At 64.8% G+C, this 21,677-nt stretch carries 24 protein-coding genes; 18 read left to right on the forward strand and 6 right to left on the reverse strand.

The window, feature by feature from the left end; translation table 11 throughout:
• Positions 1–42: 42 nt before the first annotated feature.
• A complete protein-coding gene (locus AC1MHZ_RS20490; RefSeq protein ID WP_482966843.1) occupies positions 43–1,068 on the reverse strand; it encodes an Ldh family oxidoreductase in 1,026 nt (341 codons plus the stop codon).
• 145 nt (positions 1,069–1,213) lie between these two features.
• Here AC1MHZ_RS20490 and AC1MHZ_RS20495 point away from each other — a divergent pair, with 145 nt between their 5' ends.
• From AC1MHZ_RS20495 to AC1MHZ_RS20530, 8 genes are all read left to right on the forward strand, one after another.
• Positions 1,214–2,086, forward strand: a complete 873-nt coding sequence (locus AC1MHZ_RS20495) for a MurR/RpiR family transcriptional regulator (protein ID WP_368829403.1) — start codon at positions 1,214–1,216, stop codon at positions 2,084–2,086.
• A gap of 26 nt (positions 2,087–2,112) precedes the next feature.
• Positions 2,113–2,865, forward strand: coding sequence for a transporter substrate-binding domain-containing protein (locus AC1MHZ_RS20500; RefSeq protein ID WP_084857549.1), 753 nt, complete (start codon positions 2,113–2,115; stop codon positions 2,863–2,865).
• 182 nt (positions 2,866–3,047) lie between these two features.
• Positions 3,048–3,767: an ABC transporter permease gene (locus AC1MHZ_RS20505; RefSeq protein WP_084857548.1), complete on the forward strand. Its 720-nt coding sequence runs from the start codon at positions 3,048–3,050 to the stop codon at positions 3,765–3,767.
• Positions 3,764–4,474 (forward strand): ABC transporter permease, encoded by a 711-nt coding sequence (locus tag AC1MHZ_RS20510; RefSeq protein WP_084857546.1) that lies wholly within the window; start codon positions 3,764–3,766, stop codon positions 4,472–4,474. Before AC1MHZ_RS20505 ends, AC1MHZ_RS20510 begins: the two co-directional genes overlap by 4 nt.
• Before the next feature lie 16 nt (positions 4,475–4,490).
• Complete coding sequence (locus AC1MHZ_RS20515; protein ID WP_084857545.1) at positions 4,491–5,735, forward strand: NAD(P)/FAD-dependent oxidoreductase; 1,245 nt, start codon at positions 4,491–4,493, stop codon at positions 5,733–5,735.
• 22 nt (positions 5,736–5,757) lie between these two features.
• The gene (locus tag AC1MHZ_RS20520; protein WP_084857543.1) at positions 5,758–6,543 is read left to right on the forward strand and encodes an amino acid ABC transporter ATP-binding protein; all 786 of its coding nucleotides are present in this window, start codon (positions 5,758–5,760) and stop codon (positions 6,541–6,543) included.
• Positions 6,544–7,051: 508 nt separating this feature from the next.
• Positions 7,052–7,861 carry a gamma-glutamyl-gamma-aminobutyrate hydrolase family protein gene (locus tag AC1MHZ_RS20525; RefSeq protein ID WP_084857541.1) on the forward strand — a complete coding sequence of 270 codons (810 nt, stop codon included), beginning with the start codon at positions 7,052–7,054 and terminating at the stop codon, positions 7,859–7,861.
• A 219-nt stretch (positions 7,862–8,080) separates the two neighbouring features.
• Positions 8,081–8,410 carry a hypothetical protein gene (locus AC1MHZ_RS20530; RefSeq protein ID WP_084857540.1) on the forward strand — a complete coding sequence of 110 codons (330 nt, stop codon included), beginning with the start codon at positions 8,081–8,083 and terminating at the stop codon, positions 8,408–8,410.
• A gap of 94 nt (positions 8,411–8,504) precedes the next feature.
• Here the strand turns inward: AC1MHZ_RS20530 and AC1MHZ_RS20535 are convergent, their stop codons facing one another.
• Both AC1MHZ_RS20535 and AC1MHZ_RS20540 read right to left on the reverse strand, forming a co-directional pair.
• A complete protein-coding gene (locus AC1MHZ_RS20535; RefSeq protein WP_482966844.1) occupies positions 8,505–9,719 on the reverse strand; it encodes a YeeE/YedE family protein in 1,215 nt (404 codons plus the stop codon).
• 154 nt (positions 9,720–9,873) lie between these two features.
• Positions 9,874–10,761 (reverse strand): LysR family transcriptional regulator, encoded by an 888-nt coding sequence (locus AC1MHZ_RS20540; protein WP_482966845.1) that lies wholly within the window; start codon positions 10,759–10,761, stop codon positions 9,874–9,876.
• A gap of 113 nt (positions 10,762–10,874) precedes the next feature.
• On the opposite strand from AC1MHZ_RS20540, the gene AC1MHZ_RS20545 reads away from it, so the two are divergent.
• The 5 genes from AC1MHZ_RS20545 to AC1MHZ_RS20565 all read left to right on the forward strand — a co-directional run bounded on the left by AC1MHZ_RS20545 (position 10,875) and on the right by AC1MHZ_RS20565 (position 14,465).
• Positions 10,875–11,549 (forward strand): class I SAM-dependent methyltransferase, encoded by a 675-nt coding sequence (locus AC1MHZ_RS20545; RefSeq protein ID WP_084857536.1) that lies wholly within the window; start codon positions 10,875–10,877, stop codon positions 11,547–11,549.
• A gap of 186 nt (positions 11,550–11,735) precedes the next feature.
• Positions 11,736–12,572, forward strand: coding sequence for a bifunctional allantoicase/(S)-ureidoglycine aminohydrolase (locus AC1MHZ_RS20550; protein ID WP_084857535.1), 837 nt, complete (start codon positions 11,736–11,738; stop codon positions 12,570–12,572).
• A gap of 95 nt (positions 12,573–12,667) precedes the next feature.
• Positions 12,668–13,273 (forward strand): START domain-containing protein, encoded by a 606-nt coding sequence (locus tag AC1MHZ_RS20555; RefSeq protein ID WP_084857533.1) that lies wholly within the window; start codon positions 12,668–12,670, stop codon positions 13,271–13,273.
• A gap of 201 nt (positions 13,274–13,474) precedes the next feature.
• Positions 13,475–13,762 carry a hypothetical protein gene (locus AC1MHZ_RS20560; protein WP_084857532.1) on the forward strand — a complete coding sequence of 96 codons (288 nt, stop codon included), beginning with the start codon at positions 13,475–13,477 and terminating at the stop codon, positions 13,760–13,762.
• A gap of 88 nt (positions 13,763–13,850) precedes the next feature.
• A complete protein-coding gene (locus AC1MHZ_RS20565; RefSeq protein WP_084857530.1) occupies positions 13,851–14,465 on the forward strand; it encodes a Yip1 family protein in 615 nt (204 codons plus the stop codon).
• Between the two features lie 16 nt (positions 14,466–14,481).
• Here AC1MHZ_RS20565 and AC1MHZ_RS20570 read toward each other — a convergent pair whose 3' ends face one another.
• A complete protein-coding gene (locus AC1MHZ_RS20570; protein WP_084857665.1) occupies positions 14,482–14,745 on the reverse strand; it encodes a DUF1652 domain-containing protein in 264 nt (87 codons plus the stop codon).
• A 336-nt stretch (positions 14,746–15,081) separates the two neighbouring features.
• Here AC1MHZ_RS20570 and AC1MHZ_RS20575 point away from each other — a divergent pair, with 336 nt between their 5' ends.
• Complete coding sequence (locus AC1MHZ_RS20575; protein ID WP_084857528.1) at positions 15,082–15,309, forward strand: DUF6555 family protein; 228 nt, start codon at positions 15,082–15,084, stop codon at positions 15,307–15,309.
• Positions 15,310–15,362: 53 nt separating this feature from the next.
• Here AC1MHZ_RS20575 and AC1MHZ_RS20580 read toward each other — a convergent pair whose 3' ends face one another.
• Together AC1MHZ_RS20580 and AC1MHZ_RS20585 are read right to left on the reverse strand one after the other, a co-directional pair.
• Positions 15,363–16,235: a pirin family protein gene (locus AC1MHZ_RS20580; protein ID WP_084857526.1), complete on the reverse strand. Its 873-nt coding sequence runs from the start codon at positions 16,233–16,235 to the stop codon at positions 15,363–15,365.
• Between the two features lie 158 nt (positions 16,236–16,393).
• Positions 16,394–17,281 carry an EamA family transporter gene (locus AC1MHZ_RS20585; RefSeq protein ID WP_084857525.1) on the reverse strand — a complete coding sequence of 296 codons (888 nt, stop codon included), beginning with the start codon at positions 17,279–17,281 and terminating at the stop codon, positions 16,394–16,396.
• Positions 17,282–17,541: 260 nt separating this feature from the next.
• Between AC1MHZ_RS20585 and AC1MHZ_RS20590 the strand changes: the two genes are divergently transcribed.
• The 4 genes from AC1MHZ_RS20590 to AC1MHZ_RS20605 all read left to right on the forward strand — a co-directional run bounded on the left by AC1MHZ_RS20590 (position 17,542) and on the right by AC1MHZ_RS20605 (position 21,670).
• Positions 17,542–18,939: a purine-cytosine permease family protein gene (locus AC1MHZ_RS20590; RefSeq protein ID WP_482966846.1), complete on the forward strand. Its 1,398-nt coding sequence runs from the start codon at positions 17,542–17,544 to the stop codon at positions 18,937–18,939.
• 345 nt (positions 18,940–19,284) lie between these two features.
• A complete protein-coding gene (locus AC1MHZ_RS20595) occupies positions 19,285–20,124 on the forward strand; it encodes a transporter substrate-binding domain-containing protein (RefSeq protein ID WP_482966847.1) in 840 nt (279 codons plus the stop codon).
• Between the two features lie 42 nt (positions 20,125–20,166).
• Positions 20,167–20,988, forward strand: a complete 822-nt coding sequence (locus AC1MHZ_RS20600; protein WP_482966848.1) for an amino acid ABC transporter ATP-binding protein — start codon at positions 20,167–20,169, stop codon at positions 20,986–20,988.
• A gap of 10 nt (positions 20,989–20,998) precedes the next feature.
• Positions 20,999–21,670, forward strand: a complete 672-nt coding sequence (locus AC1MHZ_RS20605; protein ID WP_482966849.1) for an amino acid ABC transporter permease — start codon at positions 20,999–21,001, stop codon at positions 21,668–21,670.
• The last annotated feature ends 7 nt before the right edge of the window (positions 21,671–21,677 follow it).

Below are 21,677 nucleotides of genomic sequence, written 5' to 3' on the forward strand. Positions count from 1 at the left end.
TAGATCCCACAGCCACCACCCCGCCCCAAGCCCTCCGCAGAGTCACTCAACCAACGACTTGAGCCCTTGCCATTCCTGCTCGGTCAAAGCCACCCCTTCACGCTGCGCCAGCTCCCGCTCGCGGTAACGGCGCTCCCCAGGCATACGGCTCAGCCCCACCGCCTGCATGTGCTCCACCAGCGCCCGGCTGCGCTGGGCGAAGCGCTCGCCTTCAGCCTTGCTCGGGTCGATGACGATGATCAACTGCCCGGTCCACGGCGTCTTCGCCCCCGGGTGCCCGGACCAGTCGAACTCCCATGAGAAGTGCCCGCCGGTCAGCGCCGCGGCCAGCAGCTCGACCATCATCGACAGCGCCGAGCCCTTGTGCCCGCCGAACGGCAACAAGGCACCGCCTTCCAGAATCGCCTTGGGGTCGCAGGTGGGCTGGCCCTGGGCGTCCACGCCCATGCCCGGCGGCAACTGCTCGCCGGCCCGCGCGGCGATCTGCACGTCGCCATGGGCCATGGCGCTGGTGGCCATGTCGAAGACGATCGGATCATGCCCGGCACAAGGCGCAGCGAAGGCGATGGGGTTGGTGCCGAACAGTGGCTTGCGCGCCCCATGTGGCACCACGCAGGTCATGCTGTTGACCACGCTCAGGGCCACCAGCCCTTCGTCGGCGAACGGCTCGACGTCCGGCCAGAGCGCCGCGAAATGGTGCGAATTGTGGATCGCCAACACCGCGACCCCGGCGCTGCGGGCTTTCTCGACCAGCAGGGGCCGGGCCGCAGCCAGGGCCGGCTGGGCAAAACCACCTCGGGCATCGACCCGCACGTAACCCGGTGCCACATCGCTCAACTGGGGTATGGCCTGGCCATCGACCCAGCCGCTGGCCAGGGTCGAGACATAGCCAGGGATACGAAACACCCCATGGCTGTGGGCGCCATCGCGCTGCGCGCTGGCACAGTTGAAGGCCAGCACGGCAGCGACCGGCTCGGCGCAACCGTGGCGCAGGAAGATCCGTTGCAGCAGCGCCTGCAGCTCGGCGAAAGGCACGCGCACGACAGGGTTGGCGGAGGGTGCGGACATCTGGAGCTCCTTTCTTGGAATTGGAATGGCTACAGCGTAGGCAAGGGCAAAACTGTCCCGCGAATGACAGCTATCTGTCAATTGTTGACTTGATGACAGAAAACATCCATTTTCTATCCACGCCTCATCTCACCCGGAGCCGACCATGAGCCAACCGATCAAGCAACGCCTCGAGAACAGCCTGCACAGCACCGCAGCCTCGGGCCGCAAGATCGCCAGCTACATGCTCGCCAACCTCCATGAACTGCCGTTCCAGACCTCTGCGAGCATCGCCGCCAAGCTGGGCGTCAGCGAGTCCAGCGTCGGCCGCTTCTGCCGCGCCCTGGGCTATGCGCACCTCAAGGCACTCAAGCAGGACCTGCAGAGCGACCTGGGCGATGGCCCCTGGCTGGTGGGTGATCGCCTGCAAGAATACCGCCAGGGGCAGGACGACAGCGAGAGCTCCGGCAGCCTAGAGCTGGAGATCGCGGCGTTGGTCCGGGTGCATGAATACAGCCGTGGCCAGGCCTGGCAACAGGTCGCCCAGCGCCTGGCGGCCAAGCCGCGGGTGTTCATCGCCGGTTTCCAGACCGAACGCGGCGTGGCCATGTGCATGAGCCACCTGTTGCAATACCTGCGCGATGGCGTGCAGCTGGTCGACGGCAGCGCCGGGCACTTCGGCGAAGTGCTGCTCGGCCGCGCCGAGGACAGCGCGCTGGTGGTGTTCGAGGCACGCCGTTATTCCCGCCATGCCCTGCAGCTGTGCCAGAAGGCGCGCCAGGCCGGCATCCCGGTCACCCTAGTGACCGACACCTTCTGCGACTGGGCCGACGCCAACGCCGACGAGGTGTTCCGCATCCCCACCGAATTCAATCTCTTCTGGGAATCCACCTCGGCGATGCTGTCGTGGGTGCATCTGATGGTCAACGAGGTCTGCAGGAAGCTGGGGCCTGATGTTGAAAGACGCTTGGAAGCAACTGCCGCTCTACATAACGAGTTCGTCGGCTACACCTCGTGGCCCGCGAGCAAACAACAATAGCAAGAGTGAACGTCCAGAGGTGCAAGATGAGAAAGACCATGGCTGTGGTGGGTGCGTGTGCCCTGTTCCTGGCGGGCGCGGCCAGCGCCGAAACCCTGCGGTTCGCCACCGAAGGTGCCTACCCGCCCTTCAACTACGTCGACGCCGACAACACGCTGCACGGCTTCGATATCGACATCACCCATGCCCTGTGCGCGCAGATGAAGGTCGAATGCACCCTGGTGGCCCAGGACTGGGAAGGCATCATCCCGGCCTTGATGGCACGCAAGTATGACGCCGTGGTCGCCTCGATGATCGACACCGAGGAGCGGCGCAAGAAGATCGCCTTCACCAACCACTACTACCGCACCCCGCTGACCGTGGCGGTGGCCAAGGACAGCCCGATCAGCGATGCCCAAAGCGACTTCAAGGGCTACACAGTCGGCGCCCAGTCCTCCTCCACCCAGGCCATCTATGCCGAAGACGTGTATGCCAAGGCCGGTGCCGACGTGAAGCTCTACCCGACCATGGACGAGGCCAACGCCGACCTCGCCGCCGGCCGCCTGGACGGGGTGATCGCCGACAAGTTCCCGTTGCACGAGTGGGTCAACAAGAACGGCCAGGACTGCTGCAAGGTCCTCGGCGACGTCAACGGCACCAAGGCCAATGCCGCCATCGCCGTGCGCAAGGACGACGAGGCCCTGCGCCAGCGTCTGAACAAGGCCCTGGACGAAATCGTCGCCAACGGCACCTACCAGAAGATCGCCAGCAAGTACTTCGACTTCGACATCTACAACTGACCCTGCGGACTCACCCGCTTCAACAGGGCTGCAGTGCCCTGTGGGAGCGGGCTTGTCCCGCGATAGCGTCGGCAGGCCCACCCTCATCGTCTGGGCCAACGCCATCGCGGGGCAAGCCCACTCCCACAAGGTCCTCGCTGCCCTCAGGTATCGCGTGAGGCTGAAGCAAAGGAGCACTTTGCATGCTCGAACATTTGTCCTTGCTGTCCTTGGCCAGCGGTGGCTGGGGCCAGGCACTGCTGGCCGGTGCCCTGGTGACCCTGTCGCTGGCCCTAGCCTGCCTGCCCATCGGCCTGCCCCTGGGCCTGCTGGTCGCCCTTGCCGCCCGCTCGCGCAACCGCGCGGCACGCGCCTGGGCGACCAGTTTCTCCACCGTGTTCCGCGGCCTGCCGGAGCTGCTGACCCTGCTGATCATCTACTACGGCTGCCAGATCGCCGCGCAAAAGTTGCTGGCGGCCATGGGCTATGAAGGGGAAGTGCTGATCAACACCTTCCTGGCAGCGATGATCGCCTTCAGCCTGGTGTTCGCGGCCTTTTCCAGCGAAATCTGGCTGGCGGCGTTCAAGACGCTGCCCAAGGGCCAGGTGGAAGCCTGCTCGGCCTTGGGCCTAAGCCAACGCACCGGCTTTTTCAAGGTGGTGCTGCCGCAACTGACCCGCATCGCCCTGCCGGGCTTGTCCAACAACTGGTTGTCGCTGCTCAAGGATACCTCGTTGGTCTCGACCATTTCCCTGGTCGACCTGATGCGCCAGACCAACCTGGCCGTCAGCGTGACCAAAGAACCGATGTTCTTCTATGGCGTCGCCTGCCTGGGCTACCTGCTGTTCTCGGCACTCTCGGGGCGGGTCTTCGCTCTCATCGAACGACGTTGCAACCGTCACCTACAAGGAGCCCGGGCATGAGTTTCGAACAACTGCTGGCCATGGTGCTCGACCCCGACCTCCTGGAGCGCTACGGGCCGCGCTTTGTCGACGGCCTGCTGGTGACCGCCAAGCTGGTGGCGATCTCCTTTACCCTCGGCGCCGTCCTGGGCCTGCTGCTGGCCCTGGCGCGCCTGTCGCGCAGCCGGGTGCTGCAGCACCTGTCCGCCGGCTACGTGTACTTCTTCCGTGGCTCGCCTCTGCTGGCCCAGCTGTTCCTGCTGTACTACGGCCTCGGCTCGCTCAAGGGCTTCTGGCAGGACATGGGCCTGTGGTGGTTCTTCCGCGAGGCCTGGTACTGCGCCCTGCTGGCCTTCACCCTGAACACCGCCGCCTACCAGGCGGAAATCTTCCGCGGCAGCCTCATGGCCGTGGCGCCAGGCCAGTACGAAGCGGCCCGGGCCCTGAGCCTCAAGCGCTCGACCACCTTCTTCAAGGTGGTGCTGCCGCAGTCGCTGCTGGTGGCCGTGGGCCCGCTGGGCAACGAGCTGATCCTGATGATCAAGGCCAGCGCCATCGCCTCGCTGGTGACCCTGTACGACCTGATGGGAGTAACCAAGCTGGCCTTCTCGCGCAGCTTCGACTTCCAGATCTACCTGTGGGCCGCCGTGCTCTACCTGGTGATCGTGGAAATCGTAAGACGCGCCCTGAAACACCTGGAAGCCCGCCTGGGCCGCCACCTGAACTGACCGAAGGATACGCTCCATGCATTGCCAAACCATCGTCCTGGGCGCCGGCATCGTCGGCGTCAGCACCGCCCTGCACCTGCAGGCCCGTGGCCGCCAGGTGATCCTGATAGACCGCGACGAACCGGGCAGCGGCACCAGCCATGGCAACGCCGGGCTGATCGAGCGCTCCAGCGTGATCCCCTACGCCTTCCCGCGCAGCCTGGGCGCGCTGCTGCGCTATGGCCTGAACCGCCAGCCCGACGTGCGCTACAGCCTTTTGCACCTGCCCAAGGCCGCGCCCTGGCTGCTGCGCTACTGGCAGCAGTCGGCGCCCGGACGCCTGGCCGGTGCGGCGGCCGACATGCTGCCGCTGGTGCAACGCTGCGTCGAGGAACATGACGCGCTGATCGACGCCGCCGGCCTCGGCGCACTGGTCCAGGCCAAGGGCTGGATCGAGGTGTACCGCGACCCTGGCCTGTTCGCCCAGGCCAAGGCAGACCTGCAGGCCCTGGCGCGCTATGGCCTGCGCTACCAGGTCCTAGAACGCGATCAACTGCAGGCTCGCGAGCAGCAGCTCGAGGGCGATGTGGTCGGGGGCATCCACTGGCTGGACCCCAAGACCGTGACCAACCCCGGCGGCCTGACCCGCGGCTATGCCGCGCTGTTCGTCCAACGTGGCGGCCGGTTCCTGCATGGCGATGCGCGCAGCCTGCGCCAGGTGGGCGAGCACTGGCAGGTGGACAGCCGCCGAGGCCCGGTGACCGCCGACGAGGTCGTGGCCTGCCTCGGCCCGCAGTCGGCCGAGCTGTTCGAGCCGCTGGGCTATCGCTTCCCATTGGCGATCAAGCGCGGCTACCACATGCACTACAGCACCCGTGACGGCGCCGAGCTGGCCCACTCGATCTGCGATACCCAGGGCGGCTACGTGCTGGCGCCCATGGCCCGGGGCGTACGCCTGACCACCGGCATCGAGTTCGCCGCCCACGACGCACCAGGCAACGAGATCCAGCTGGGCCGCTGCGAAGCCCTGGCGCGCAAGCTGTTCCCGGCCCTGGGCGAGCGCCTGGACGATCGCCCCTGGCTGGGCCGGCGCCCCTGCCTGCCGGACATGCGCCCGGTTATCGGCCCGGCGCCGCGCCACAAGAACCTCTGGTTCAACTTCGGCCACGCCCATCACGGCCTGACCCTGGGCCCGGTGACCGGCCGCCTGTTGGCCGAACTGGTCACGGGCCAGGAGCCTTTCACCGATCCGGCGCCCTACAGCGCCGCACGCTTCGACTGAACCTACGCGGGAGAACAACAAGATGACCGCCGCCCCCCTGAGCCTTGCCAGCCTCGCCCCCGAACCCGACCCGCGCCCGGTGCTGATCCGCATCGAAGGCCTGAACAAGCACTATGGTGCCTTCCATGTACTGCACGACATCGACCTTCAGGTGCGCGAAGGCGAACGCATCGTCCTGTGCGGCCCCTCGGGCTCCGGCAAGTCGACCTTGATCCGCTGCATCAACCGCCTGGAGATTGCCGAGCAAGGCAGCATCCAGGTGGCCGGCATCGACCTTGCCGCCACCAGCCGCCAGGCGGCCCAGGTGCGCAGCGAGATCGGCATGGTGTTCCAGCATTTCAACCTGTTCCCGCACATGAGCGTGCTGGACAACTGCCTGCTGGCGCCCACCAGCGTGCGCGGGCTGTCACGCAAGGACGCCGAAGAGCGGGCGCGCATGTACCTGAGCAAGGTGGGCATCGAGAGCCAGGCACACAAGTACCCCAGCCAACTGTCCGGCGGCCAGCAGCAGCGCGTGGCCATCGCCCGGGCGCTGTGCATGAAGCCGCGGATCATGCTGTTCGACGAGCCCACCTCGGCACTCGACCCGGAAATGGTCGCCGAGGTCCTGGACGTGCTGGTGCAACTGGCCGGCACTGGCATGACCATGCTCTGCGTGACCCATGAAATGGGCTTCGCCCGGCAGGTGGCCGAGCGCGTGCTGTTCCTCGAGGGCGGGCACATCATCGAAGACAGCCCGCCTGAAGTGTTCTTCAACCACCCCCAGACCGCGCGGGCGCAGGCGTTTCTCAAGCAGATCCTGCACTGATTGATGGGTGACAACCTCGTAGGAGCTGGCGACAGCCTGCGATGGGCTGCAAAGCAGCCCCAAGCCTTCAAACGGTGGAGCTATTCCGACTCAAGGGGCCGCTTTGCGGCCCATCGCAGGCTCCGCCAGCTCCTACGAAGCAAGCGGAGCCTGGGCCGTATTGGCACGGCTGCGAAGTAGTCCACCGCCTTGCGCAAACGCCTCTATTGCTCGCCGGCGCTTATTGCACCCACGCAAAGACCCAACTGCGTCGTTAAATATTATTGACCCAAATCCCTGCCAAACCCTTGTCACCTCAGGCCTCCAGCCCCTACAACCCCCGAAAAACGGCGCCTGCACCCACCGTCACTCGTTTGACATATCGAACGGCTCTGGCAAGCTATGAATCAAGCCCCGACCGGAATCGCCTGCCTGGCGAGCCGGCAGTGCTCGGGGCTCCAGGCCGCACACAGGCCCAGGCCGTGCGCCTGCACAACAACGACAGGTAGAACCTGTCCCAAGGTGACATATGTCCAACAGCAACATTGGCAACAAGCAACCCTCCCTGCGCAAGCCCGTCGTCCTGATGACCATGGGCACCCAAGAGCGCAAAGGCCATGACTACCAGGTCATGACCCACAAATACATCACCCCGCTGGTCGAGTTCGCCGGTTGCGTCCCGGTCCTGGTGCCCACCTGCTGCGGTACCGAAGACCTCGAGACCTACCTGGACATGGCCGACGGTGTCTACCTGACCGGCGCGGGCAGCAACATCGACCCGGCCCTCTATGGCCAGGAGAACCAGACCCCAGGCAAGGCCCAGGACAAGGATCGCGACCTGTTCGACATCCCACTGGTGAAGATGGCGATCGCCCGTGGCCTGCCGATCTTCGGCATCTGCCGTGGCATGCAGGAAATCAACGTCGCCCTGGGCGGCGACATCTACCAGAAGGTCTACGCCGAACCTGGCTTCAACGACCACCGGGAAAACCCCGAAGACCCGGTCGATGTCCAGTACCAGGCCGTGCACAGCGTGAAGATCAAGCCAGGCAGCTGGCTGCGTGAGAAGCTCGGCACCGACGAGATCCGCGTCAACTCGCTGCATGGCCAGGGCCTGCACACGCTGGGCAAAGGCATCGAGCCGATCGCCCACGCCGAAGACGGCCTGGTGGAAGCCATCCATGCCCCGAGCATTTCGCCGTTCCTGTTCGCCGTGCAGTGGCATCCTGAATGGCAAGCTGCGAAGAACCCTGACTCGATCCGGATCTTCGAAGCCTTCGGCGAAGCCTGCCGTACCCAGGTGCGCAAGTCCCAGGGCAAGCGCAACCAGGCTGCCTGATTCCTCTTCGTTAGGTTTTCGATCGTGGGGCGGTGCAATGCCGCCTCCCGCTTCCCCGGTCACCCTCTGCTGGTCCCAGAACACTTCCCGTGGAAGCGGGCGGCTGGCATGTGCCTGCCTCACGATCACTTTTTTCAAAAACTGACGGCAAACTGCTGGCCCCCGGCCGTGCAAGGCGAAGGCAAACTTCCTTCTCCTTCATAAGCTTAGGACAGCAACATGCGGGCATTTCTAGCAACGATCGCTGGCTGCGTAATGGCTACGGTCGCCCTCGGCGCCCAGGCCAGGGCCTTGAACCAGAACGATCGGCACGTCTGTAACTGGGGTTCGCAGATCGCCGCCGAAGCGCAACAGGCCAAGCTTTCCGGCGTGACGTTGTATGCCACGCGCAAGAAACTGCAGACACGGCGGTTTCCCAAGCCGTGGATGCGCATGACGGCATTCGGCATTACCGAACAGACCTACAACAGTCGCTCGCGGCTCAAGCCGAGCGCAATCAAGCAGACCTACTACGAACAATGCGTGCAGCATGCCATTGCTCGAAGATAGTCTTTTAATTTCAAGTAGTTAGATAAACAACCTGAAGCACCTTGTTAGATTTTGGACACCCGCCCCAGCCACTCATATGGCGGGGCGGTGAGTCTCAGCAGCCGCTCAAGGCCGGCGCGCGGCGCTCGCCCGCGAAGAACAGCGGGCGCAGGCGTACTCCGACCAGGTTGCCGCTATAGGCCGCCACCAGCCACAGCCATCCATGTACGCTGCCCGACGCGATGCCGCTGAAATAGGCGCCGATGTTGCAGCCATAGGCCAGGCGCGAGCCGTAGCCTAGCAACAGGCCGCCGATGACTGCGGCAACCAGCGACGGCAGCGGAATGTTCAGGCTCGGCGCGAAACGCCCGGCCAGGCCCGCGGCCAGCAGCGCACCGAGGACAATGCCTAGGTCCATCACCGTGGTCACGTCCTGCCACAGCGGTGCAGCCAGGGCCTTGGCATTGCCCGGCATCTGCCAGAACGCCCAACTACCGACATCGACCCCCAGCCCACCCAGGGTCTTGGCGCCCCACAGGGCGAACGCCGAGGTGATCCCCCACGGGCGACCGGCCAAGGCCAGGGTGGCGTAGTTCAGCAACGCCAGTGCGATGGCGCCCCATACCAGCGGCCAGGGACCTCGCAGCAAGCTGCGCAGGCCCTGGTGCTCGCTCGACGCTGGCACCTCCAGCCCACCATGGCGACGCGTTTCCAGCACCCGCGTGCCCCATGCGATCAGCCCGAACAGGGCCAGGCTGGCAATCAGCGCCGGCACCACGCCCCAGGCCTGGACGATGGAGGTGGCCGGGAACGACGGCAAGGCGAACCACCAGTCGACGTGATGGGTGGCAGTCACCGAACCGATGATGAAGAACAGCAAGGTCACCAGCATCCGCGCATTGCCACCGCCGACGGTGAACAACGTGCCCGAGGCGCAGCCACCACCGAGCTGCATGCCGATGCCGAAGATGAATGCCCCGAACACCACCGAGACACCCGCCGGCGCCACCAGCCCCTTGACCGGTGTGCCGAACAGGCTGCCGGCCGACAAGGCCGGGAAGAACAGCAGCACGGCCAGGGCCAGCATGACCATCTGCGCACGCAGGCCGGCCCCGCGACGCTCGGTGATGAATACCCGCCAGGCCGAGGTGAAGCCGAAGGCAGCATGATAGAGCGTCAGGCCCAGGGCCGCACCGACGATCAGCAGCAGCACCTGGTTGAGGCCGGCATTGAGGTTGAGGAACCAGGCACCTGCCAGCAGCAGGCCCAGGGCGAACAATGGCGCGCCCAGGCGGCGCGGCTCGGGTGTGGCGGTTGTGGAAAGACCCATGGAAATACTCGGATACAGTGGAACGAGCCGCGAGTATAGCGCCCCGACCGGGCACTACGTACCCGGGGCAGGCAATTCCTCCCCTATAGGAGCAGGCTCGTCCCGCGATCAAGGGCGACGCTCTTGCCATACCGCAGCGGTGGGCAGGCCGGCCTCAGGGCCCTTCCATGGCCTCGGCGCGCAGGATGCCGATCAGGATATCCGCCAGCTCCTTGACCATCGGGTCGGCCGTGGGGCGATGGAAGATCGCCGCCTCGAAAACCTTGATCGGCTTGAAACCGTCCTCGGCACCCAATACCCGATGCCCCGGCGTGACCACCCGCGAGGGCAGCAGGCTCACGCCCAGTCCATTGGTCACGGCTTCCTGGATACCAGCAAGGCTGGAACTGGTGAAGCCGATACGCCAGCTGCGGCCCATGGCCTCGATCGCACTGATCATGTCATCGCGGTAGAGCCCCCGCGGCGGAAAGGTCACCAACGGGATCGGGTCCTGGGCGAAACAGGGGTACTGCGCACTGTCGATCCACTCGATGCGTTCGGGCTGGCAGGCGTTGGCCTCGCGGCTGTGCCGCCGCTGCTTGACCAGTACCAGATCAAGCTCGCCGCGGTCATAGCTGCTCATCAGGTCGCGGCTCAGGCCGCCGGTGATCTCCAGCTTGACCTTCGGGTGCTTGCGGTTGAAGGCCGCGAGCGCCGGAACGGTCTTGCTGGCGACGAAGTCGTCCGGCAGGCCGATACGCACGGTGAGCGTGACCCCGCCCGACATCGCCTCGCTCAGCTGATTGCTCACCGCGAGCAGATGGCGCGCATAGCGCAGCAGCGTTTCGCCAGCATCGGTGGGGTGCACTTCGCGATTGCTGCGGTCGAGCAACTGATGCCCAACCATCTCTTCGAGCCGCCGGACCTTCTGGCTGACCGTCGACTGGGTCGAATGCAACCGGGTGGCCGCGGTGGTGAAGCTGCCGCAGTCAGCGACCATCACCACGGCCCGAAGCAGGTCGAGGTCGTAGATCGACCTATTGGATTTCACGCTTTCAGTCATGTTCAGGATTTGACTTTCGAATGGACAGGCTGAGTGCATCATGCCAGAAGCCGTTGCCCAGGGTTACTCCACCTGGCCTATCCTTGGCACATGCCCCACCAGGACCACGTGCGATGCCCACGCCCGACACCACGCTGCAAGGCAGCTGGCAGCACAACGCCCAGGCCTGGATCCAGGCCGTGCGCAGCGGCGCCATCGAAAGCCGCCGCCAAGTCACCGACCAAGCCATCCTTCTGGCGCTGATGGGTCGCCAGGCGCAGCGGGTCCTGGACCTGGGCTGTGGCGAGGGTTGGCTGCTGCGTGCCCTGGCCGAGCGCGGCATCCAGGCGACAGGCGTGGACGGCGATGCGACGCTGGTCGAGGCTGCGCGCGGCGCAGGCTCGGCGCCTGTGCACCTGGCCAGCTACGCACAGCTGGCCGAAGCGCAGGTAGACGTGGGCCATGGCTATGACGTGGTCTGTGCCAACTTCGCCCTGCTGCACCAGGACATCATCCCCCTGCTCTGTGCCCTGCATGGCCTGCTCGCCCCCGGCGGCGCCCTGGTCATCCAGACCTTGCACCCCTGGAGCATGGCCGCAGGCGACTACCAGGATGGCTGGCGCGAGGAAACGTTCGCCGGATTCGCCGGGCAATGGACGCCGATGCCCTGGTATTTCCGCACCCTCTCCAGCTGGCTGAATGCCCTGGACCTGGCCGGGTTCCGCCTGGCCAGCCTGCAGGAGCCGCAACATCCGCAAAGCCCGGTGCCGCAATCGTTGTTGATGGTCGCTCAAGCGGCCGACGCGTGAAGGCAAAGCACTGGTTGCGACGAGAAACCACGCTGAACGCAGGCATTCAGCGAATAAATACCGGACATTTCAACATTTAATTTGTGGATGCCAGGCAAAGGCCCATATTCTGTCCGGGCCTCCCCTGCGGCGCACCGGCCGGTGCGGCACACGGCACGGGGAAAGAACAACAAGTCGAGACTGTCCATGTCGAATCATTCCTACTTCGCCCCCCACGGTGGGCACCCGGCTCAAACCGAGCTGCTGACTGACCGTGCCATGTTCACCGAAGCCTATGCCGTCATCCCCAAGGGCGTGATGCGTGACATCGTCACCAGCCACCTACCGTTCTGGGACAAGATGCGCATGTGGGTCATTGCCCGCCCGCTGACCGGCTTCGCCGAGACCTTCTCGCAGTACATCGTCGAAGTCGCCCCCGAAGGCGGCAGCGAGCGCCCAGAGCTGGACCCGAACGCTGAAGCGGTGCTGTTCGTGGTCGAAGGCGAGATCGACATCACCGTCGAAGGCAAGCATCACACCCTGGTGCCTGGCGGCTACGCCTTCCTGGCCCCGGGTGCCGACTGGAGCCTGCGCAACAACAGCAAGGCCAACGTCACCTTCCACTGGCTGCGCAAGCACTACCAGAAGGTCGAAGGCCTGCCGGTTCCAGAATCCTTCGTCACCCACCGCAAGGATGCCACCGTCATCGAGATGCCGGGCACCGAAGGCCGCTGGGTCACCACCCGCTTCGTCGACATGGCCGACATGCGCCACGACATGCACGTCAACATCGTGACCTTCCAGCCGGGCGGCGTGATTCCGTTCGCTGAAACCCACGTCATGGAACACGGCCTGTACGTTCTGGAAGGCAAAGCGGTATACCGCCTGAACCAGGACTGGGTCGAGGTCGAGGCCGGCGACTTCATGTGGCTGCGCGCCTTCTGCCCGCAAGCCTGCTACTCCGGCGGCCCAGGCCCGTTCAGCTACCTGCTGTACAAGGACGTCAACCGCCACGCGCACCTGACCCTCAACCCACAGCGTTGAGCCCAGGCTGATGTCCACGAGCCCGCCTTCATGGCGGGCTTCGTGTTTCTGGCCATACTTCAGGAACCCGCTCCGTTTCGCTCCGGCCACTGCCCATGCCCCTACCCCGCCTGCTGCTCGCCTTGCTGCTCCTGCTGCCGGCCCCGGTGTCGCTGGCCGACGCCTGGCACTTGGCGCAACGGCAAGACGGCATCGATGTGTACCTGAGCCGTGTCGAGGGTTCGACCTACCAAGCATTTCGCGGTGTCACCCGGATCAAGGCGAGCGTGCGCACGCTCACCGACCTGCAGGAGAACCTGCGGGTGGCCTGCAAATGGCTGTATGCCTGCGCCGATATGCGCTTGCTGGACGTCGAAGGCGACAGTACTTGGGTGTACCTGGTCACCGACCTGCCCTGGCCGGCACAGCCTCGGGACATGGTGCTGCGGGTGCGTACCGAGCGTCTGGACGATGGCACCCTGGTGCGCCACCTGAGCGCCGAACCCGGCAAGCTGCCGACCGTGCCAGGGTTGATCCGTGTACGGCGGCTGCGTGGCGAATGGACGATGCATCCGCTGGCCGAGAAGGAAACCGAAGTGATCTATCAGCTGCAGGCCGACCCCGCCGGGGATGTGCCGGGCTGGCTGGCCAACCGGTTCGTGGTGGATGCACCGCTGGTGACGTTGAGAACCCTCAGGGCGGTGGCCGAGCGCCAGCCATGACGACGCATTCGCCGGTAAACCCGCTCCCACAGGGATCGCCGCACACCTTGTGGGAGCGGGTTTACCCGCGAATGCGCCCGCACCGGCCAAGGGATGAAATAAATTTGAACGCCATCGTCCGATAGGCTTCGAAAGATCGACACCCCGCGATTCCTTGTTCGAGGAGCCAGCCATGACTTTTCCGCTGCGGCCATACCTGCCATGAAGCCCTATTACCGTGCCCCCTGCGCCTGCCTGGAACTGGACTTCGTCCGTGACACCCTGTTCGGCCCCGTGGCCCAACGCGTGGAGTGCCATGTCCAGCTCGCTGCCCTCAACCTGCAGGGGTCCCCGGCCCTGCGCCTGCACATCGACCCACCGCTGCCGGACAAGCTCGACCGCGCCCACAGCGTGGCCTTCGAGTGGGATGGCCGCAGCTATCATGGCGTCGTGCGCGACCATGCCAAGTGCGGGGATGGCGGCATGAACCTGGTGCTGGAGCTGCAATAAGCGATCAACGGCCCGCAGTTCGCCTGAACCCTGGGCCCTTTGTGCTTCTCCATAAAAAGAGGACACGCCTGCCCTCGAGGAGAACGCCATGAACAGTCCGTTGCTCAAGCTCTTCACCCACCCCGGTGCCGCCTGGCTGGACATACGCCGCGCCGAGGAAGCCCACCCGCAACAGTACCTGCCGCGCCTGCTGGCCCTGGCCCTGATCCCCGCGCTGTGCCTGCTCGTCGGCACCACCACCTTCGGCTGGAGCCTGGCCGCCGAGGAACGGGTACGCCTGAGCATGGGCAGCGCCGCGCAGCTGGCAGGCCTGCTGTATGCCACCACCGTGGTCGGCGTGATGCTGATGGGCGTGATGATCCGCTGGATGTCCCGTGGCTTCGACACCCAGCCGACCCTGAACCAATGCATCGGCTTCGCCGCCTACTGCGCCACGCCCTGGTTCGTTGCTGGTGTGGTGGGCCTGGTACCCATGCGTTGGCTGGCGGTAGCTGCCCTGCTGGCGGCCTCGGCCTATGCCACGGTGCTGTTGTACGGAGGGTTGCAGACCTTCCTGCGCCTACGCAAGGAACAGGCGATGCTGTTCGCGACCTGCGTCTGGGGGGTGGGGCTGTTGCTGCTGGTGACCATCCTGGTGGCGATGATCCTGTTCTGGTTCAACGGCCTGATGCCGGAATACGTGCGCCCGGCCAGCCTCGGCTGACCGGGTCGCGAGGCCGTCAGGCGATGGCCTTGAGCGCGGCGGTGTGGCCCTGGCGTTGCGCCTTGCGCAACTGGGTCACCAGCTCGTGCAGGTCCCGGCAGCTGTTGAGGCTGTCAAGGGGAATACCGTTGACCGTGAGGCAATCATCCAGGCTCTCCCCTTGGCCCAGACGGATGTTCAGGCTGACACCGTCCGGGCAGGTCACCTCGCAGCGGTCCGGCAGGCAGGCCTGTTCGATCAGCTGACGCATCTCTAGCAGCGAAACACCTATCAACGACATGGTTCGACCCTCTCTGTACTGGATGGCCTGTTGTGTGTGAGTACGCCCTATGTTGGCGAAGTGCCAATTGATATTGCGCATGTTCAAGCGGTGGTCCATTCGCCTGAACAATGCAGCCGCGCAAATTCCTCTAGCACCTTAGAGGAAGAGTGCCGCAGGGCTCCGGCTGTTCGATCGGCTGCAGGCACTGTGCGACGGACGGTCAGCGCCCACCGTTCGTCGTTGGAAACGAACTTTTTTCAAACTTTTGTGCGCCGTCACGATTCCCACGGATAGGCCATGGAATGTCTTGCACCTGGCCAGCCCTCGATGCTGCGCAAGGGATGTGGATACCCGATGATCGACGCAAAACTCTTCGTAATCGACTACGAACTGCACGGCCAGCACAAGTCCTTCGTGATCCGGGCCGAGCGAATGGACAACGCCGAGGCCTGGCACTGGGCCAGTTGCGATGCGGGGGTGGCCCGTATCGGGCGATACGGGCGCGAGAAGATCAAGAAAGTCAGCAAGCCCGTGGCGGAGCGCTACGGGATCACTGAAGTGCATTGGCGCCAGTCTGGATAGTGGGCAAAAAGCATCGCGGGGTGAGCCCCGCGATGGGCCGCAAAGCGGCCCCTTTACTGCTCACCCACCATCTGCCCGAACCGCCCTGCCTGGAAGTCGGCGAACGACTCGGCGATTTCCGCCTGGCTGTTCATCACGAACGGGCCATAACCAACGATGGGCTCGTCGATCGGCTCGCCGCTGAGCAACAGCAGGCTCACTTCGTCCAGCGCCTCGACCTGCACATGCTCGCCATCGCGCTCCAGCAGCACCAGGCTGGCCGGACCCGCCTCGCGCTCGCCATTGACACGCACGTTACCGCGCAGCACCACCAACGCTGCGTTGCGCCCTGCGGCGATCGGCAGTTGCAGGTGGGCACCCGCTTTCAGGCGCAGGTCCCAGACGTCCATGGCGGTGAAGGTCCGCGCCGGGCCTTGATGGCCCTGGTAGGCACCAGCGATCACCCGCAGGCTACCGGCCTCGCCTTCCAGCGACACCACCGGAATGTCCGTGGACAACAGGGTCTGGTACCCCGCAGGCGCACGCTTGTCGCGGGCCGGCAGGTTGACCCACAGTTGCACCATCTCCAGTGTGCCGCCGCTGCGGGCGAAGGCCGGCGAATGGAATTCCTCGTGGAGGATGCCGTTGGCGGCCGTCATCCACTGCACATCGCCCGGGCCGATCAGGCCACCGGCGCCAGTGGAATCGCGGTGCTCCAGTTCGCCCTGGTAGACGATGGTCACCGTCTCGAAGCCCCGGTGCGGGTGCTGGCCGACTCCGCGCCGCGCAGTGGTCGGCGTGAAGTCATGGGGGCCAGCATAATCGAGCAGCAAGAACGGGCTGATATGGCGCGCCAGGTTGTCATAGGTGAACAGGCTACGAACCGGGAAGCCATCCCCGACCCAATGGCCGTGGGGGCTGCGGTGGATACCCAGAATCTTTTTCATGAGAAGTCTCCTCTCTCAGATGGCTGGGTGTAACACTACCTATGGAACCAATGTTGCGGTAGACGGCAAAAATGGCATGGTTCGTCTCATTTATAGGACGATCTGCCATGTTCGGCGATAGCGAGATCGCGCCGCCAGCGCGATCTCGCATAAACCCTCTACTGAACGCTCACCGCCCGCAACCGCTGCCCTACCCGAGGCCCGAACACATTGATCAGCAACCCCAGCATGACCAGCACCGCGCCCCACCCCTGCACCGCACTCAAGCGTTCATCGAGCAGCCAGGCCGACGAGCTCAGGCCGACCACCGGCACCAACAGCGAAAACGGCGCCACCTTGCCTGCCGGATGCCGCGACAGCAAGGTGCTCCATAGGCTGTAGCCAAGCATGGTGGCGACGAACGCCAGGTAGGCCAGCGCCAGTACCGAGCTCCAGCCGATATTGGCCAGGGCATGGCCGATACGCTCAGGCCCCTCCAGCCACCAGGACAGCGCCAGAAACGGCAGCGGCGGTATCAAACCGCCCCAGATCACCAGGGCCACCAGATCCACCGAGCCGAACCGGCGCGTGATGATGTTGCCCATGCCCCACATGGCGCCCGCGCACAGGGTCAGCAACAGAGCCAGCAACGGTACATGGCTGCTGTCCTCGCTGCCGATCAGAACCAACCCGCCCGCGGCCACCAACAGGCCCAGCAGGCTGGCCAGGCGCAGGCGCTCGCCAAGAAACAGCGCGGCGAACCCAAGGGTGAAGAATGCCTGGGACTGCAGCACCAACGACGCCAGCCCCGGAGGCATGCCGCTGTACATGGCCTGGAACAGGAAGGCGAACTGGCCCAGGGAAATGGTCACGCCATAGGCGATCAACCAGCGCCAGGGCAGCTTCGGGCGCCTGACCAGCAGCACCGCCGGAAACGCCACCAAGGCAAACCGCAAGGCCCCGAGCAGCATGGGCGGCAGGCCATCGAGGCCAACCTTGATCACCACGAAATTCACGCCCCAGGCGATGATCACCACCAGGGCGATCAGCAGGTCCTTGACTGGCATTGCAGTTTCCTTCTTCAGGCTTTTCTAGACATATTTCGTAACAGCATAAGGCCTTTGTTTTCCCACGGACCAGCACAGTTGGGTGCCAGCCTTGCGCAACAGTCGTACCGGCGAAGTGTCTGGGACAACGAACAGCAGCCAGACGAGCCGTGTCAGGCTTCACTTGACCCTACTTGTCTATACATGCTCATATCGCACACAGGCCACCCGCCCCTTCGAGTTGGCCGCCGCCCCACAAGAACAAACAAGCGGAGTGCCCCATGTCCAGCAAACCCGTGATCGAACGGCGCTCGATCGACTACATCCCCGAAGCTGAACGCCATGGACGCGTGTACAGCCAATTCACCTTGTGGCTGGGAGCCAACCTGCAGATCACCGCGATCGTCACCGGCGCCCTGGCCGTGGTACTCGGCGGCGATGTGTTCTGGTCGCTGCTCGGCCTGTTGCTCGGCCAACTGATCGGCGGTGCCGTCATGGCCCTGCACGCCGCCCAAGGGCCGCGCCTGGGCCTGCCGCAGATGATCTCCAGCCGGGTGCAGTTCGGGGTCTACGGCGCGGCCATTCCCATGGCCCTGGTGTGCCTGATGTACCTGGGTTTCACCGCCACCGGCACGGTGCTGTCCGGCCAGGCCATCGGCCAGTTGCTGAGCGTGAGCGACAGCAGCGGCATCCTGATCTTCGCCGGGGTGATCGTGCTCGCCACTCTCGCCGGCTACCGGGTGATCCACTGGATCGGCCGCGTGGCCAGCGTGCTCGGCATCATCGCCTTCGTGTACCTGTTCAGCCGCATCCTGATGCTGGCCGACATCGGCCAGTTGCTCGACAACCGCCACTTCACCTGGGCCTCGTTCCTGCTCGCGGTGTCGCTGGCCGCCTCCTGGCAGATCGCCTTCGGCCCCTACGTGGCCGACTACTCGCGCTACCTGCCCAGCAGCACCTCACCGATCAAAACCTTCCTTGCCGCCGGGCTGGGGTCGGTGATCGGCGCCCAGGCCTCGATGATCCTCGGCGTGTTCGCCGCAGCCATTGCCGGTGGGCAGTTCTCCGGGCATGAGGTGGCGTACATCGTCGGCCTGGGGGGCGCTGGAACCACGGCCGCCCTGCTGTACTTCAGCATCGCCTTCGGCAAGGTGACCATCTCGACGCTGAACTCCTACGGCAGCTTCATGTGCATCGCCACCATCATCAGCGGGTTCCGTGGCCACCTGCAGATCAGCCGCCTGCAACGCCTGGTGTTCGTGCTCGGCATCGTCGGCGCCGCCACGCTCGTCGCCCTGCTCGGCCAGCATTCGTTCCTCAGTGCGTTCAAGTCGTTCATCCTGTTCTTGCTGACCTTCTTCGTGCCTTGGAGCGCGGTGAACCTGGTGGACTACTACTTCATCACCAAGGAGCGCTACGACATCCCGGCCCTGGCCGACCCCGAAGGCCGCTATGGGCGCTGGAACTGGCCAGGGATCATCGTCTACACCGTTGGCGTGCTGGTGCAGATGCCGTTCATCGATACCAAGCTGTACACCGGCCCCATGGTCGCCCACCTGGGCGGCGTCGACGTGTCCTGGTTGATCGGCCTGGTGGTGCCTAGCCTGCTGTACTACTGGGTCGCCCGCGGCCGCGCCGCACAGGCGCCGGCTCATATCATCGTCCCCGACGCCCGCTGATTCCCCGCCCTCCAGGTAGCGGACGCCGTTCGCTACCTGCGCTCGCTATCCCATCCCGAAAACGCACCGGGTGCCTGCCACCATTGGTCCCAGCCCGGTATCACCGCCCTTGACTGCGGGACAAGCCCGAACCCCATCGAGCCCCTTGTTCTCTGCGCGATAGCGCAGCCAAAGGGTTGGGTTACTGCCTTCAAACTTTCTTTTGCCAATACCCCGTTGACAAGTTTTCGCGCCCGGATCTAATCTGAATACATCGCTGCACACAACACAACATCCAGTCAGACATACAGCGATTCGGTTTGCCCTTCTGCCTACAACAACAAGTTCAACGGAGAGGTCAAAAAAATGAGTCACAGCATCCCCCTTACCATCCGTACCACCCTGGCCAGCATTACCGTGCTTTGCGCCGCCCTGGCCCAGACCGCCCAGGCCGCCGAGGCCTCCCTGTGGCAAAACGTCCAGAAAGCCGGCGTGCTGCGTTGCGGTGCAGCCGTCGCCGCGCCCTATGTGATGCGGGATGCGGCCTCCGGCCAGTACAGCGGCTATTTCGTCGACTTGTGCCGTGACTTCGGCGAGAAGGTGCTCAAGGTCAAGGTGCAATTCGTCGACACCAGCTGGGACAACCAAGTCGCCGGCCTGCAGAGCGGCAAGTGGGACATGGCCATGGCGCTCAACCAGACCCCCGAGCGCGCCCTGGCCGTGGGCTTCTCGGTGCCGGCTACCGACTACCAGGTGTCGTTGCTGATCAACAAGGAAAACCCCAAGTTCAGCGCCGCCGGCAGCAGCCTTGCCGACTATGACAAGGCCGGCGTGACCGTCGCGGTCATCTCCGGCACCGCCGCCGACAAGGCCGCCTCCGCCGTCTTCAAGAGCGCCACCCTGATGCGCCTGCCGGGGTCCGACGAAACCCGCATGGCCCTGATGTCGCGCCGCGCCGACGTACTGGCCGATGCCAGCGACACCAACCACCTGTTCGCCCTGGCCAATGACTGGGTCAAGGAGGTCTACCCCAAGCCCGCCCTGGCCAAGCAGGGTGTGTCCTTCGCCGTGCCACGGGAGATCTCCGCCGCCGACCTGGCCGTGCTCAACATCTACCTGACCCAGCGCCGCGACACGGGTGAAATCGACAAGCTGGTGGACAAAGCCTCCACTCAGGTCAACGCCGCAGGCAAGAGCGTCCAGTAACCCCCTATCGAAGGCGCATGCGCCTTCGAGGAGACAACCCCGATGAACACTCCCCAATTGGTGGCTGCCCAGCCACAGGCTTCGCTTACCCCGGATTCGGCCCAGGGCGGCGACTTCATCCAGCTGCGCGGGCTGTACAAGGCCTACGGCGAGCAACTGGTGGTGATGGACCGGATGAACCTGGACATGCGCGCCGATGATCGCCTGGTGATCATCGGCCCGTCGGGTAGCGGCAAGAGTTCGCTGCTGCGGGTGCTCATGGGCCTGGAGGGCGTCCAGGGCGGCAGCATCCATTTCCAGGGCAAGCCGTACATCGACGGTACGCGCAAGCAGGGCAAGCCTTTGGACGAAGCCCTGCACAAGCAGATCGGCATGGTCTTCCAGCACTACACCCTGTTTCCGCACCTGTCGGTGCTGGGCAACCTGATCCTCGCCCCGGTCAAGGTCCATGGCATGGGCAAGGCCGAGGCCACCGACAAGGCCCGCGCCTACCTGGCACGGCTGGGCCTGGAGAACAAGCTGCACGTCTACCCCAGCCAGCTCTCGGGCGGGCAGAAGCAACGGGTGGCGATCGCCCGCGCCTTGATGCTCGAACCCCGCCTGATGCTGTTCGACGAGGTCACCTCGGCGCTGGACCCGGAGATGGTCATCGAGGTGCAGAACGTGATGATGCAGTTGGCCGAGCAGAAGATGGCGATGATCATCGTCACCCACGACATGCACTTCGCCCGCCACATCGCCACCCGCGTGGTGTTCTGCGCCAACGGCAAGGTGGTCGAACAGGGACATCCCGAGCAGCTGTTCACCCGCCCGCGCGAGCCACGTACCCGCGAATTCCTGGAAAAGGTCCTGCACCTGGATTGAGGGCGAGGCGATGAACTACCAATTCGATTTCCATTTCTTGAGCGGCAGCCTGCCGGCACTGTTCGAGGGGCTGAAGGTGACGTTGGAGTTGGCCCTGGTGGCCAACCTGATCGGCCTGACCTGTGGCTTCGTGTTGTGCCTGATGACCCTGAGCCGCTGGTTCTTCGTTCGCTGGCCGGCGCAACTGTTCATCGAGTTCTTCCGCTGCACCCCGGCGCTGCTGCAGATCGTCTGGTTCTTCTATTGCGTGCCGATGCTGTTCAACGTCTTCGTCGACCCGATCGCCATGGGCTTCCTGGCCCTGGGACTGAACCTCACCGCGTTCAACGCCGAGGCCTACCGGGCCGGGGTGCAAGCGGTGCCGCGCGAACATCTGGACGCCAGCGTCGCCCTGGGGTTACGGGCCTGGCAACGCACCCTGTACGTGGTGTTGCCCCAGTCGTTGCGCAGTGCCCTGCCGGTGCTGATCACCAACGGCATCGGTACCCTGCAGCAGAGCGCACTGGTGGCCATCGTCGCGGTCGCCGACCTGATGTACGTGGGCAAGAGCCTGGCCACCGAAACCTACCGACCGCTGGAAACCTACACCCTGATCGCCCTGGTGTACTTCGCCTTGTCCCTGCCCGTCTCCCAGTTGGTGCAGTGGTTCGAGCGTCGCCAGGACCTGGCCACCCAGCGCTGAGGAGCCC

The organism is Pseudomonas sp. FA-1, assembly GCF_056856075.1.

Excerpts from the sequence above, each read along its gene's own strand:
- AC1MHZ_RS20490 (WP_482966843.1), bottom strand. The coding sequence starts at position 1,068 with ATGTCCGCACCCTCCGCCAACCCTGTCGTGCGCGTGCCTTTCGCCGAG.
- AC1MHZ_RS20495 (WP_368829403.1), top strand. The coding sequence starts at position 1,214 with ATGAGCCAACCGATCAAGCAACGCCTCGAGAACAGCCTGCACAGCACC.
- AC1MHZ_RS20500 (WP_084857549.1), top strand. The coding sequence starts at position 2,113 with ATGAGAAAGACCATGGCTGTGGTGGGTGCGTGTGCCCTGTTCCTGGCG.
- AC1MHZ_RS20505 (WP_084857548.1), top strand. The coding sequence starts at position 3,048 with ATGCTCGAACATTTGTCCTTGCTGTCCTTGGCCAGCGGTGGCTGGGGC.
- AC1MHZ_RS20510 (WP_084857546.1), top strand. The coding sequence starts at position 3,764 with ATGAGTTTCGAACAACTGCTGGCCATGGTGCTCGACCCCGACCTCCTG.
- AC1MHZ_RS20515 (WP_084857545.1), top strand. The coding sequence starts at position 4,491 with ATGCATTGCCAAACCATCGTCCTGGGCGCCGGCATCGTCGGCGTCAGC.
- AC1MHZ_RS20520 (WP_084857543.1), top strand. The coding sequence starts at position 5,758 with ATGACCGCCGCCCCCCTGAGCCTTGCCAGCCTCGCCCCCGAACCCGAC.
- AC1MHZ_RS20525 (WP_084857541.1), top strand. The coding sequence starts at position 7,052 with ATGTCCAACAGCAACATTGGCAACAAGCAACCCTCCCTGCGCAAGCCC.
- AC1MHZ_RS20530 (WP_084857540.1), top strand. The coding sequence starts at position 8,081 with ATGCGGGCATTTCTAGCAACGATCGCTGGCTGCGTAATGGCTACGGTC.
- AC1MHZ_RS20535 (WP_482966844.1), bottom strand. The coding sequence starts at position 9,719 with ATGGGTCTTTCCACAACCGCCACACCCGAGCCGCGCCGCCTGGGCGCG.
- AC1MHZ_RS20540 (WP_482966845.1), bottom strand. The coding sequence starts at position 10,761 with ATGACTGAAAGCGTGAAATCCAATAGGTCGATCTACGACCTCGACCTG.
- AC1MHZ_RS20545 (WP_084857536.1), top strand. The coding sequence starts at position 10,875 with ATGCCCACGCCCGACACCACGCTGCAAGGCAGCTGGCAGCACAACGCC.
- AC1MHZ_RS20550 (WP_084857535.1), top strand. The coding sequence starts at position 11,736 with ATGTCGAATCATTCCTACTTCGCCCCCCACGGTGGGCACCCGGCTCAA.
- AC1MHZ_RS20555 (WP_084857533.1), top strand. The coding sequence starts at position 12,668 with ATGCCCCTACCCCGCCTGCTGCTCGCCTTGCTGCTCCTGCTGCCGGCC.
- AC1MHZ_RS20560 (WP_084857532.1), top strand. The coding sequence starts at position 13,475 with ATGAAGCCCTATTACCGTGCCCCCTGCGCCTGCCTGGAACTGGACTTC.
- AC1MHZ_RS20565 (WP_084857530.1), top strand. The coding sequence starts at position 13,851 with ATGAACAGTCCGTTGCTCAAGCTCTTCACCCACCCCGGTGCCGCCTGG.
- AC1MHZ_RS20570 (WP_084857665.1), bottom strand. The coding sequence starts at position 14,745 with ATGTCGTTGATAGGTGTTTCGCTGCTAGAGATGCGTCAGCTGATCGAA.
- AC1MHZ_RS20575 (WP_084857528.1), top strand. The coding sequence starts at position 15,082 with ATGATCGACGCAAAACTCTTCGTAATCGACTACGAACTGCACGGCCAG.
- AC1MHZ_RS20580 (WP_084857526.1), bottom strand. The coding sequence starts at position 16,235 with ATGAAAAAGATTCTGGGTATCCACCGCAGCCCCCACGGCCATTGGGTC.
- AC1MHZ_RS20585 (WP_084857525.1), bottom strand. The coding sequence starts at position 17,281 with ATGCCAGTCAAGGACCTGCTGATCGCCCTGGTGGTGATCATCGCCTGG.
- AC1MHZ_RS20590 (WP_482966846.1), top strand. The coding sequence starts at position 17,542 with ATGTCCAGCAAACCCGTGATCGAACGGCGCTCGATCGACTACATCCCC.
- AC1MHZ_RS20595 (WP_482966847.1), top strand. The coding sequence starts at position 19,285 with ATGAGTCACAGCATCCCCCTTACCATCCGTACCACCCTGGCCAGCATT.
- AC1MHZ_RS20600 (WP_482966848.1), top strand. The coding sequence starts at position 20,167 with ATGAACACTCCCCAATTGGTGGCTGCCCAGCCACAGGCTTCGCTTACC.
- AC1MHZ_RS20605 (WP_482966849.1), top strand. The coding sequence starts at position 20,999 with ATGAACTACCAATTCGATTTCCATTTCTTGAGCGGCAGCCTGCCGGCA.